Origin of the sequence: Pseudomonas sp. G11 (genome assembly GCF_029457515.1) — a bacterium.
Classification (GTDB): domain Bacteria; phylum Pseudomonadota; class Gammaproteobacteria; order Pseudomonadales; family Pseudomonadaceae; genus Aquipseudomonas; species Aquipseudomonas gorinensis.
The window spans coordinates 6352800-6365069 of record NZ_CP120377.1; the positions used below are offsets into that span (position 1 = coordinate 6352800).

The 12270-nt window shown below is 62.5% G+C and carries 13 protein-coding genes; 7 read left to right on the forward strand and 6 right to left on the reverse strand.

The annotated features are described in order from the left end of the window. Nucleotides 1-99: 99 nt before the first annotated feature. From rluB to P2T68_RS29250, 5 genes are all read right to left on the reverse strand, one after another. Entirely contained in the window at nucleotides 100-1344 is a 1245-nt protein-coding gene (gene rluB / locus P2T68_RS29230) for a 23S rRNA pseudouridine(2605) synthase RluB (protein WP_024077112.1), read from the reverse strand. 288 nt (nucleotides 1345-1632) lie between these two features. Next, nucleotides 1633-2607, reverse strand: coding sequence for an SMC-Scp complex subunit ScpB (gene scpB, locus P2T68_RS29235; RefSeq protein ID WP_277378655.1), 975 nt, complete (start codon nucleotides 2605-2607; stop codon nucleotides 1633-1635). A gap of 12 nt (nucleotides 2608-2619) precedes the next feature. Next, entirely contained in the window at nucleotides 2620-3318 is a 699-nt protein-coding gene (locus tag P2T68_RS29240) for a ScpA family protein (RefSeq protein ID WP_172831386.1), read from the reverse strand. Between the two features lie 120 nt (nucleotides 3319-3438). Further along, entirely contained in the window at nucleotides 3439-4068 is a 630-nt protein-coding gene (locus P2T68_RS29245; protein ID WP_024077115.1) for an L-threonylcarbamoyladenylate synthase, read from the reverse strand. A 13-nt stretch (nucleotides 4069-4081) separates the two neighbouring features. Continuing rightward, a complete protein-coding gene (locus P2T68_RS29250) occupies nucleotides 4082-4945 on the reverse strand; it encodes a PHP domain-containing protein (protein WP_168232541.1) in 864 nt (287 codons plus the stop codon). Nucleotides 4946-5032: 87 nt separating this feature from the next. Between P2T68_RS29250 and P2T68_RS29255 the strand changes: the two genes are divergently transcribed. From P2T68_RS29255 to P2T68_RS29285, 7 genes are all read left to right on the forward strand, one after another. After that, nucleotides 5033-5629, forward strand: coding sequence for a septation protein A (locus P2T68_RS29255; protein WP_069076936.1), 597 nt, complete (start codon nucleotides 5033-5035; stop codon nucleotides 5627-5629). 1 nt (nucleotide 5630) lies between these two features. Next, the gene (locus P2T68_RS29260) at nucleotides 5631-5930 is read left to right on the forward strand and encodes a YciI family protein (RefSeq protein ID WP_024077118.1); all 300 of its coding nucleotides are present in this window, start codon (nucleotides 5631-5633) and stop codon (nucleotides 5928-5930) included. 106 nt (nucleotides 5931-6036) lie between these two features. After that, complete coding sequence (locus P2T68_RS29265) at nucleotides 6037-6444, forward strand: translation initiation factor 2 (RefSeq protein ID WP_024077119.1); 408 nt, start codon at nucleotides 6037-6039, stop codon at nucleotides 6442-6444. 7 nt (nucleotides 6445-6451) lie between these two features. After that, nucleotides 6452-7129, forward strand: coding sequence for a response regulator transcription factor (locus P2T68_RS29270; protein WP_024077120.1), 678 nt, complete (start codon nucleotides 6452-6454; stop codon nucleotides 7127-7129). A gap of 237 nt (nucleotides 7130-7366) precedes the next feature. Next, entirely contained in the window at nucleotides 7367-7831 is a 465-nt protein-coding gene (locus P2T68_RS29275; protein ID WP_277378656.1) for an LTXXQ domain protein, read from the forward strand. Nucleotides 7832-7898: 67 nt separating this feature from the next. Then, nucleotides 7899-9242 (forward strand): HAMP domain-containing sensor histidine kinase, encoded by a 1344-nt coding sequence (locus P2T68_RS29280; RefSeq protein WP_024077122.1) that lies wholly within the window; start codon nucleotides 7899-7901, stop codon nucleotides 9240-9242. Between the two features lie 40 nt (nucleotides 9243-9282). Continuing rightward, nucleotides 9283-10632: a CoA transferase gene (locus P2T68_RS29285; protein WP_277378657.1), complete on the forward strand. Its 1350-nt coding sequence runs from the start codon at nucleotides 9283-9285 to the stop codon at nucleotides 10630-10632. Between the two features lie 205 nt (nucleotides 10633-10837). Here the strand turns inward: P2T68_RS29285 and arcD are convergent, their stop codons facing one another. Further along, nucleotides 10838-12265, reverse strand: coding sequence for an arginine-ornithine antiporter (gene arcD, locus P2T68_RS29290; protein WP_024077124.1), 1428 nt, complete (start codon nucleotides 12263-12265; stop codon nucleotides 10838-10840). Nucleotides 12266-12270 lie beyond the last annotated feature (5 nt).

Genomic DNA, 12270 nt, shown 5'->3' on the forward strand with positions numbered 1-12270 from the left:
CCACTATCGGGGGCAAGCCCCCTCCCACATTTTTTGCCTGTATTCCAAGGCAAAAAAAAACGCCAACCCTAGGGTTGGCGTTGGTGTGCAGCGCTTACATCACTGCGGCTTCTTGCGACCAAACCCCGGACGCTGACCGGAACCCGCAGGAGCGCCACGGCGCTTGCCCGACGGCTCGTCTGCGACCAGTTTCAGGCCCGGGCGCTTTTTCGGCGCTGGCTTGGCTGGGCGTTTGGTGTTGGCGCTGTCGGCCGGACGATCCGATGGCGCACCGCGACCGGCCTCACCGCGATTACTGCGACCACCAGCAGGTGCTTCACCACGGCCTGCCGGGCGCGGTGCGCGTGGTGCACGCTCGCCTTCCTGGCGCGACGGAGCCGTTGGGCGGCGCTCGCCTTCGATCTGCGGCTCACGGGAAATACGCCCGCCGGTTGCCGGTGCGTTCAGTGCCGGGCGCAGGGTGCGCGCAACGCGCTCGGTACGGGCCACAGGGCGCGACGATTTACGCTGCATACGCTCGAGCTTGTCTTTGCTCTTGGCGTTCATCTGCGGCATGGCGACCGGCGTCAGGCCAACTTCGGCGCTGAGGATGTCGACTTCGTACTGGCTCATTTCGCGCCAGCGGCCCATTGGCAGGTCGGAGTTGAGGAACACCGGGCCAAAACGCACGCGCTTCAGGCGGCTGACCACCAGGCCCTGGGATTCCCACAGGCGACGGACTTCACGGTTACGACCTTCCATCACCACGCAGTGGTACCAGTGGTTAAAGCCTTCGCCGCCTGGAGCCTGCTTGATGTCGGTGAACTTGGCCGGGCCGTCTTCCAGTACCACACCAGCCTTGAGGCGCTCGATCATCTCGTCGTCGACTTCACCGCGTACACGCACCGCGTATTCACGGTCCATCTCGTAAGACGGGTGCATCAGGCGGTTGGCGAGTTCACCGTCGGTGGTAAACATCAGCAAGCCGGTGGTGTTGATGTCGAGACGGCCGATATTGATCCAGCGGCCTTCTTTGGGCTTTGGCATCTTGTCGAACACGGTCGGACGGCCTTCCGGGTCGTCACGGGTGCAGATTTCGCCATCGGGCTTGTTGTACATGATGACGCGGCGTACCGATTCGGCAGCCTCTTCACGCTTGATGACCTTGCCATCAATGGTGATTGCATCGTGCAGGTCGACGCGCTGGCCAAGGGTGGCTTCAACGCCGTTGACCTTGATGCGCTTCTGGGTGATCCAGGCTTCGACGTCGCGGCGCGAGCCCACGCCGATACGTGCCAGCACCTTTTGCAGTTTTTCGCCTGCTGGGCCGATTTCCTGGCTGTCGTTCTGGTCTTTGTCGTTCATCTTAAGCACCTCCCGGTGGGTCGATTCAGGCGTGGCCTGAAGAGTGTTGAAAGCGGGGCTTTGGCCGAATACGTCGGCAAAGGGTCGCGAATCATACGCGCATGCTGCGCGTTGCGCATCAGAGACTAGTCGATAAGCGCCAGGTCAGTGGTCTTTCCGCCGACCGGTGGTGCCCATCCTGTAGGAGCGAGCTTGCTCGCGAAAAACGCAAGAACACCGCCCCCCCAGATTCCCCGCGTTTTCGTTGACGATCTTCGCGAGCAAGCTCGCTCCTACAGGGGGATCGCGTCAGTCTTCTAGCTGGCGTCGCTCGTTCTCGATGGCTTCGGCCAGCGCGCGGGCTTCGTCTTCTTCATCGCTCAACGGCGGTTGTTCGAGGGCGGCGACGGCGGCCAGGAGTTTTTCCCGGGCTTCGGCGACGCCGAGGATGTCTTCCTCGGCCTCGGCCTCTGCTTCAGGTTCAGGTTCAGGTTCAGGTTCAGGTTCAATTTCGACTTCGACCACCGGCTCGGTTTCGACGTTTACCTGGGCGTCCGGTTCGGATGCGCCGTCACGCAACAAGTCGTCGAAGTCGGTCTTGATGCCCTGCTCCATGTCGTCCAGTTCCAGCAACAGGGTGTGGAAGCTGGTTTCGTCCTTTGGCTCCTCCGGCTCGGCGGTGGCATCGGCCAGTTCCTGCAGGCTGGCCGGAACCGGCACGTCGTCGAACTCGAGCACCGGCTCGGCTTCCATCTCGCGCAGTTCGGCGAGCGGCGGCAAGTCGTCGAGGTTTTTCAGATTGAAGTGGTCGAGGAATGCCTTGGTAGTGGCGAACATCGCCGGCTTGCCGGGCACATCGCGGTAGCCAACGATGCGAATCCACTCGCGCTCCAGCAGCGTCTTGACGATATGGCTGTTGACCGCCACGCCGCGCACGTCTTCGATTTCGCCCCGGGTAATCGGCTGGCGATAGGCAATCAGCGCCATGGTCTCGAGCATCGCACGGGAATAGCGCTGCGGGCGTTCTTCCCACAAGCGGCCGACCCACGGGGAAAACTGCTCACGGATCTGCAGGCGGTAACCCGACGCCACTTCGCGCAGTTCAAAGGCGCGGCCATCGCAGGACTTGCGCAAAATCTCCAGCGCCTTTTTGAAGACCGGGGGCTCAGGGCGCTCGGCTTCTTCAAAGAGTTCGAACAGGCGCTCCAGAGATTGCGGCTTACCCGAGGCCAGGAGAAAGGCCTCCAGCAACGGGGCCAGTTCGCGGGGTTCAGTCAGATTCATCGATTCAGCTCTTTATTCGGCTCGCGCCCGCACGTGGATAGCCGCAAAAGGCTCATTCTGGACCAACTCGACCAAGGACTCCTTGACCAGTTCGAGGATCGCCATAAAGGTCACCACCACCCCCAGGCGCCCTTCTTCGGCTGTGAACAGCTCGACAAACGGCACGAAGCCACCGCCCTTGAGGCGTTCGAGCACGTCGCTCATGCGCTCGCGGGTCGACAGGGCCTCGCGGCTGACCTGGTGGTGTTCAAACATATCGCCACGGCGCAGCACCTCGGCCATGGACATCAGTAACTCTTCCAGGCTCACGTCCGGCAGCAATTTGCGCGCTCGGGCCTCCGGGGCGTCGAGCTTGGGCACCAGCACATCGCGGCCCACGCGGCTGAGGCCGTCGATGCCTTCGGCGGCGGCCTTGAAGCGTTCGTACTCCTGCAAGCGGCGGATCAGTTCGGCACGCGGGTCGTCTTCTTCAGCCTCGACGGTTTCCGAACGCGGCAGCAGCATGCGCGACTTGATCTCGGCGAGCATGGCAGCCATCACCAGGTACTCGGCGGCCAACTCCAGGCGCACCGACTGCATCAGCTCGACATAGCCCATGTACTGGCGGGTGATTTCCGCCACCGGAATGTCGAGGATGTTGATGTTCTGCTTGCGGATCAGGTACAGCAGCAAGTCCAGCGGGCCTTCGAAGGCGTCGAGGAAGACTTCCAGGGCGTCCGGCGGGATGTACAGGTCCAGCGGCATTTCCATGACCGCCTGGCCGTACACCATGGCGAACGGCAGTTCCTGTTGGGCGCCGGCCTGGCTGTCGACGGTTTCCACGGCCGACATTCAGGCCTCGACCATAAACGGAGTCGGGTCACCGCAGCCGACACGCACCACTTCCGGCTCGCCGTCGGCCAGGTTGATCACGGTGGAGGCTTTGTTGCCGCCATAACCACCGTCAATGATCAGGTCGACGTGTTTTTCCAACAGGCGGCGCATTTCGTAGGGGTCGTATAGCGGCTCGGCTTCGCCGGGCAGGATCAACGACACGCTCATCAACGGCTCACCCAGCTCGGCCAGCAGGGCCAGGGCAATGGGATGTTCCGGCACGCGCAGGCCGATGGTGCGCTTCTTGGGGTGCAGCAGCAGGCGCGGCACTTCGCGGGTGGCGTTGAGGATAAAGGTGTAGGGCCCCGGCGTGTGGGCCTTGAGCAGGCGGAAGGTGCCGGTGTCGACCTTGGCGAACAGGCCCAATTGGGACAGGTCGCTGCAAATCAGTGCGAAGTTGTGGTTCTTGTCCAGGCCCCGCAGGCGCCGGACACGCTCGACCGCGTTCTTGTCGCCAATCTGGCAACCAATGGCGTAGGACGAATCCGTTGGATAGATCACCACGCCGCCGGCGCGGATGATCTCCACAGCCTGCTTGATCAGGCGCGCCTGGGGATTTTCCGGATGAATCTGGAAGAATTGACTCACGTGTTCTACCTGTTCAGACGGTGGCAGTAATGGGGTCATGCTTGAATCGCCCCCACAAGAGCGGCAAGTCTTCCGGGACGGGGCGATACTCGCCAATCTCGGACCAGCCGCCTGGGCCATGAAAGTCACTGCCGGCACTGACCAGCAGACCAAATTCGCGGGCAAGAATCGCCAGGCTGCCAACCTGTTCGGCGGGTTGATGCCCGTTAACCACTTCAATCGCGTGGCCGCCCGCACCAATATAGTCGCCAATCAGCTTGCGGCGCTTGCTGCGGGTGAAATCGTAATGCCAGGGATGTGCCAGGCTGACCCAGGCCCCGGAGGCCCGCAGGGTCTCGACGGTGTCTTCCAGGGTTGGCCAGTGTTGCTTGACGTCGCCCAACTTGCCGGCGCCCAGCCATTTGCGAAAAGCTTCGGCGCGATCCCTGACAAACCCTTCACGCACCATCCAGTCGGCAAAATGCGGACGGGCCGGCGCGTTGCCGCTGTCACCCAGTTCCTGCTGGATGGCCCGGGCGCCGTCGAGGGCGTTGGCCATGCCTTTAAGGCCGAGCTTGCGACTTATTTCTTCGGACCGCAGCCAACGGCCATCGTGCAATTGGGCGATGGCCTCGACCAGCGCAGGGGCTTTTTGATCGAAGCCATAGCCCAGCACATGAATGGTGGCGCCCCCCCAGGTGCAGGACAATTCCACGCCGTTGACCAGTTGCATGCCCAGGGCATGCGCCGTCTCGCGGGCTTCATCGAGGCCTTCGAGGGTGTCGTGGTCGGTCAACGATAGGACTCGCACGCCTTTTTCAAACGCACGCGCAACCAGTACCGCGGGCGCCAGGGCGCCGTCGGAGGCCGTGCTGTGGCAGTGCAAATCAACATTCACGGGGGAGTGTAACCTCAAGTCAGCTGGCGCTTTCGCTACCAAGGATGTTTGTTATTATGCCGCCACATCCAGCTTCTGGCTCTTACTGTGAAACAATTCATCGACTTCATCCCGCTGTTGCTGTTTTTCATCGTTTACAAACTCGACCCCAGGGTCATCGATCTCGCCGGCCATGAGCTGACCGTCGGAGGCATCTACAGCGCCACCGCGGTGCTGATCATCAGCTCCATTGTGGTCTACGGCGCCATCTTCATCTCCCAGCGCAAGCTGGAAAAAAGCCAATGGCTGACCCTGGTGGCGTGCCTGGTCTTCGGTAGCCTGACCCTGGCCTTCCACAGCGAAACCTTCCTTAAATGGAAAGCCCCGGTGGTGAACTGGCTGTTTGCCCTCGCATTCATCGGCAGCCACTTCATCGGGGATCGCCTGCTGATCAAGCGGATCATGGGCCATGCATTGACCCTGCCGGAGCCGGTCTGGACCCGCTTGAACGTGGCCTGGATCGTGTTTTTCCTGTTCTGCGGCGCCGCCAACCTGTTCGTGGCCTTTACCTTCCAGGACTACTGGGTCGACTTCAAAGTGTTCGGCAGCCTGGGCATGACCGTGCTGTTCCTGGTCGGTCAGGGCATCTACCTGTCGCGTCACCTGCATGACACCGACCCCACCACGCCGAAAACCGAGGATTGACATGCTCTACGCCATCATTGCTACCGATGTTGCCAACTCGCTGGAAAAACGCCTGTCCGTGCGCCCGGCCCATGTCGAGCGCCTGAAAGTGCTGCAAGCCGAAGGCCGCATCGTGCTGGCCGGCCCGCACCCGGCCGTTGACAGCAACGACCCGGGCGACGCCGGTTTCACCGGCAGCCTGATCGTCGCCGAGTTCGCTTCCCTGGCCGACGCCCAGGCCTGGGCCAAGGCCGACCCCTATGTCGCTGCCGGCGTCTACGCCGACGTCGTGGTCAAACCGTTCAAGCAAGTCCTGCCTTGATTCGGGTCGCGCCGAACCTAATCGGTTCGGCGCACTCCTATTTGCTCATTATTCTCGGTAACCTGCCGACAACGTTCTGAATATTCGTGTGGAATCAGGAGTTCCGATGCGCTTACGTCAGTTGTGTCTGTTGGCAGTGTTAATGATCGGGGCTACGGCCCACGCTGAAGAAACCTCGAACACCGGCAGTTCTACGCCCCTGTCCTTGAGTGCCGGCAGCCAGATCACCGAATTGCAGCAACGTTTGAAAGAAAGCGAACGACTGCGCGAAGAACTGAGCAAGCAACTGCAAACGGCCGATGCGGCCCGCGAAAGCGCTCAACTGAGTCGCTTGCGCCAAGAGAACCAACGCCTGGTCCAGCAACTCAAAGAAACAGAGGGTGGCGGCTTGACCCGATGGCTGACCGAGCAACAGCAATGGTTCGTCACCGGTGGGGCCGTCGCGCTGATCGCCTTGCTGTGCGGGATCTTCGCCAGCGGTGGACACCGTCGTCGTCGACAATGGCTAAATTGAGTGAGTCATGAGCGAGCTGCTACTGATAGATGATGACCAGGAGCTCTGTGAGCTGCTGACCAGTTGGTTGGGCCAGGAAGGCTTCCAGGTACGCGCCTGCCACGACGGCTTGAGCGCCCGTAAAGCATTGGCCGACAGCGCCCCAGCGGCGGTGGTGCTCGATGTGATGCTGCCCGACGGCAGCGGCCTGGAGCTGCTCAAGCAATTGCGCAACGACCACCCGGAGCTGCCGGTGTTGATGCTCTCGGCCCGGGGCGAACCGCTGGACCGTATCCTCGGCCTGGAACTGGGTGCCGACGATTACCTGGCCAAGCCCTGTGACCCCCGCGAATTGACTGCCCGCCTGCGCGCGGTATTACGCCGCAGCCACCCGGCGGCCGTGTCGACCCAGCTTGAACTGGGCGACCTGTGCTTCAGCCCGGTGCGCGGCGTGGTCAGCATTGATGAACAGGAATTCACCCTCACCGTCTCCGAAAGCCGCCTGCTGGAAGCCTTGCTGCGCCAGCCCGGCGAACCGCTGGATAAGCAGGAACTGGCGCAGATCGCCCTCGGCCGCAAGCTGACCCTTTACGATCGCAGCCTGGACATGCACGTAAGCAACCTGCGCAAAAAGATCGGCCCGCACCCGGACGGACGGCCACGGATCGTGGCGCTGCGCAGTCGCGGTTACTACTACAGCCTCTAACCCCCCCGCCCCTGTAGGAGCGAGCTTGCTCGCGAAAAACGTCAACGATAATACGGGCGGCCTGAATGCCCGCGCTTATCTTGCGTTTTTCGCGAGCAGGCTCGCTCCTACAGGGTTTTGTCAGTTCGCGACAAAACCCTCTTTACCCAAGCTTTACCCACACCTGACCGCCGCTGACCTTGATCTCCGTAATCTACTCACATCCGGACTCACCGGAATAGAGACAGGAGAATCACCATGCGCAAGACCCTAATCGCTCTGATGTTCGCCGCCGCCCTGCCGACCATTGCCATGGCCGCGATGCCCGAAGGTCCAGGCCCGATGGGCGGCCCTGAAGGCCACATGATGGGTGGCCCGGGCCACGGCGGTGAACACGGCCCGCGTGGCAAGGGTGGCCCATTCAGCCAGTTGGATTTGAGCAAGGAACAGCGCGAGCAGATCGGCAGGCTGATGGGTGACCAATGGCACGCTCGCAAAGACCTGGTCAAAAAGTACCTGGACAAACTCCCGGCCGCTGACCAGAAAGCCATGCAGGATGAAATCGCAGCCGGCAGACAGAAAACCCAGGCCGACATCCGTGCCGTGCTCAAGCCCGACCAGCAGAAAAAATTCGACGAAATCGTCAAGAAGCAAGAACAGCGCCGTGCCGAGTGGAAGGAATTCCAGGCCTGGAAGGCGCAACAGCCGCAAAAAGCGCAATAATGCGTTAGCGTCACTCCCCCAGCCCAGTGGCTCACGCCACTGGGCTTTTCCTGTTTGAGGGTTTCCTGTGCGTTCATTGTTCTGGCGCATCCTGGCCAGTTTCTGGCTGGCCATCGCCTTGGTTGCCGGGCTGTCGATCCTGCTTGGGCATATGCTCAACCAGGACGCCTGGATTCTCAGCCGCCATCCCGGCCTCAATAACCTGGCCGAAGAGTGGACCCAACTCTACGAAACCCAGGGCGAGGACGCCGCCCAAGACCTGCTGCAACAGCGCAAGCGCCAGTACCACATCGACGTGCAAGTGCTCAACGAAAGCGGCGAGCCCGTGGTGCGCGGCACCTTCCCGCGACGCGCCGCCGCCTTCGAGGCCCGGCAGAACGACAGCAAGGACGGCCACCTGCCCTGGCGGCGCCTGACCGCCGAGTACACCAGCGAAAAAACCGGTGACACCTACCTGCTGATCTACCGCATCCCCCACCCGGAGTTGGATGCCTGGCACCGTAACAGCCTGTTGTGGCCGTTGAGCGCACTGGCGATCGCGCTGGTGGTGCTCACGCTGTTCAGCCTGTTGGTGACACTGTCCATTACCCGCCCCTTAAGCCGCCTGCGCGGTGCGGTGCATGACCTCGGCCAGGCCACCTACCAGCAAAACAGCCTGGCGCAACTGGCCAACCGCCGCGATGAATTCGGCGTGCTCGCCACCGACTTCAACCGCATGGGCGCACGCCTGCAAAGCTTGATCGGCAGCCAGCGCCAATTGCTGCGCGACGTGTCTCACGAACTGCGCTCGCCCCTGGCCCGCTTGCGGATCGCCCTCGCGCTGGCTGAACGTGCCAGCCCTGAGGAACGGGAAAAGCTCTGGCCGCGCCTGACGCGTGAATGCGACCGCCTGGAAGCGCTGATCAGTGAGATTCTGGTGCTGGCCCGGGTCGATGCCGACAACGCCAGCGCCGAGGAGGTCGACCTTATCCCGCTGCTCAAGACCCTGCAAAAAGACGCCCAGCTCAGCGCACCGGACCAGGTGGTGCAACTGACGGCCGACGCCGACCTGCATCTCAAAGGCTGGCCGACCATGATCGAACGCGCGGTGGATAACCTGCTGCGCAATGCCCAGCGCTTCAACCCACAGGGACTGCCCATCGAGTTGCAGGCCCAACACCAGGGCGAACGCATTCTGATCAGCGTGCGTGACCATGGCCCTGGCGTCGACGCCGAGCACCTGAGCCAGTTGGGCGAACCGTTCTACCGCGCGCCCGGCCAGACTGCGCAGGGCCACGGCCTGGGCCTGGCCATTGCCCGTCGCGCCGCTGAACGCCACGGCGGCAGCCTGATCCTGGCCAATCACCCCGACGGTGGTTTTATCGCCAGCATTGACCTGCCGCTGGAGCCGGGAGTTGTCACACCGATGTGAGGATCTTCTATAGTGGCCCTTCTCTTACGGAGGGCCTTTGATGACTGACCTGCTGACTCCCATCCAAGCTGCACTCGATCTGCCGCAAACCCCGCTGCCCCTGACCGAGGCCGGCGCCCTGCCCTCGACCTTCGCCGTGACCGACCTGGCCAGCGCCAGCATCGGTGCCGCCGGCCAGGCCGTCGCCCAACTGATCCAGCAACAGACCGGGCGCCTGCCCAGTGTGAGCGTGGACCGACGCCTGGCCTCCTTCTGGTTCTCTTCCTCGATTCGCCCGGTGGGCTGGCAAGTGCCGCCACTGTGGGACCCGGTGGCCGGCGACTATGCCAGCGCCGATGGCTGGAATCGCTTGCACACCAACGCGCCCCATCACCGTGCCGCCGCCGAACGCATACTGGGCAAGGTCGCTGACCGCACCGAAATGGCGAGCAAGGTCGCCGCGTGGAACGCCGCCGAACTGGAACAGGCGATTGTCGAGGCTGGCGGTTGTGCGGCGCAGATGCGTGGCTGGCAAGCCTGGCAGCAACATCCGCAGGGCCTGGCGGTGAATGCCGAAGAACTGATACAGCGTCAGGTCTTCGAAAATGGCACCGACAAACCCTGGCTCGGTTCGGCTGCCCGCCCGTTGACCGGCATCAAGGTGCTGGACTTGACCCGCGTATTGGCCGGCCCCGTGGCCAGTCGTTTCCTCGCCGGCCTGGGCGCGGATGTATTGCGCATCGACTCGCCCACCTGGAACGAACCCGGCGTGGTACCGGAAATGACCCTGGGCAAGCGCTGCGCTCGCCTCGACCTGAAAAGCGCTGAAGGCCGACAGGTATTCGAAGCCTTACTCAAGGACGCTGACGTACTGTTCCACGGTTACCGCGCCGATGCACTGGAACAACTGGGTTACACCGCGGGCGAACTGCAACACCTCGCTCCCGGGCTGATTGACGTCAGCCTCAACGCCTACGGCTGGAGCGGCCCGTGGCGCAATCGTCGCGGCTTTGACAGCCTGGTGCAGATGAGCAGCGGCATCGCTGAGGCGGGCATGGCCTGGAAGCGGGCGGATAAACCAGTGCCGCTGCCGTTGCAGGCGCTGGATCATGCCACCGGCTACCTGATGGCTGCCAGTGCAATCCGGGCCTTGGGTGAGCGCTTGGCATCCGGCCGGGGTGGGGCGGCGCGCTTGTCATTGGCGCGCACGGCGAAATTGCTGGTGGATGCGGGGCAAGTACCGGAGCAGGCCGGGTTGCGTGCCGAAGAGCCAAGCGATCAGGGGTTGGTGGTGGAACAAACAGCCTGGGGTCAGGCCCACCGTTTGCTGGCGCCACTGAGCATTAGCGGCACGCCGTTGCAGTGGGATTTGCCGGCTGGGGAACTGGGCTCCCACCGGCCTCAGTGGTGACTTGAAGATCGCCATCGGGGGCAAGCCCCCTCCCACGCTCGAGCGCATTTCGAAGGAAATACTCAGTCATCCTGTGGGAGGGGGCTTGCCCCCGATGAGGCCAGCACAGCCACTATCAATCCCCGACCCAGCAATGTCCGCAAATGCCGCGCCGATAGAAAACCCACCATGGCCGCCCAGTCATCGGGCGGCTGATACGCCAGCCTCACAACGACAACACCCCGCTATACAGCCCGTACGCCGCCAACCCGGCACCGGCGATCACGCAGCCGAAAATGCCTTTTTCCACATGGCTGAACAAGGGCTGGCCCTGCTCACGCTTGGCCAGCGCGAACAGAATCACCCCAGGGGCATACAGCAACGCCGAGAGCAGCAGGTATTTCAAGCCCCCGGCGTAGAGCAGCCACACGGCATAGCCCAAAGCGATCAAGCCAATCAGCAGGTCCTTGATGCGATGGTGCGGGGCGCCTTCATAGGTTTCGCCGCGCCCGCTCAGCAGCACCGCGTAGGCCGCCGACCACAGGTACGGCACCAGGATCATCGACGAGGCCAGGTAAATCAGGGTGGTGTAGGTGCTGTGGGAAAACAGCGTAATCACCAAGAACAGCTGGATCATCACATTGGTCAGCCACAGCGCATTGACCGGCACCTGGTTGGCGTTTTCCTTTTTCAGGAAGGCCGGCATGGTCTTGTCATGGGCAGTGGCGTAGAGGATTTCCGCACAGAGCAACGCCCACGACAGCAACGCGCCCACCAGCGATACCGCCAGGCCGATGCTGATCAGCAATGCGCCCCAGGGGCCGACAATATGCTCCAGCACGCCGGCCAGGGATGGGTTCTGCAATTGCGCCAGTTCCGGCTGGCTCATGATGCCCAGGGACAGCAGGTTCACCAGCACCAGCAGCGCCAGCACGCCAAGAAACCCGATCACGGTCGCGCGGCCCACGTCCGAGCGTTTCTCCGCCCGCGCCGAATACACACTGGCGCCTTCGATACCGATAAACACGAACACCGTCACCAGCATCATGTTGCGCACCTGGTCCACCACGCTGCCGAATTGCGGATTGCCCAGGCCCCAGATATCACGGGTGAAAATATCCGCCTTGAATGCCACGGCAGCGATCACGATAAACAGCAGCAGCGGCACGATCTTCGCCACGGTGGTGATCTGGTTGATGAACGCTGCCTCCTTGATCCCACGCAGTACCAGGAAATGCACAGCCCATAGCAGCACCGACGCGCAACCGATGGCCACCGGCGTGTTGCCCTCTCCGAACACCGGAAAAAAGTAACCGAGGGTGCTGAACAGCAACACGAAGTAGCCGACGTTGCCCATCCACGCACTGATCCAGTACCCCCAGGCAGACGAGAACCCCATGTAGTCGCCGAAACCGGCCTTGGCATAGGCATACACCCCGGAATCCAATCCCGGTTTGCGATTGGCCAGGGTCTGGAACACGAACGCCAGGGTCAACATGCCCACGGCGGTGATGCCCCAGCCGATCAATATCGCGCCCACTTCGGCGCGGGCGGCCATGTTCTGTGGCAGGGAGAAGATCCCGCCCCCCACCATCGACCCCACCACCAGGGCAATCAGGGCACCCAGCCGAAGTTTTTGGACCGGTTGAGACATGCAGA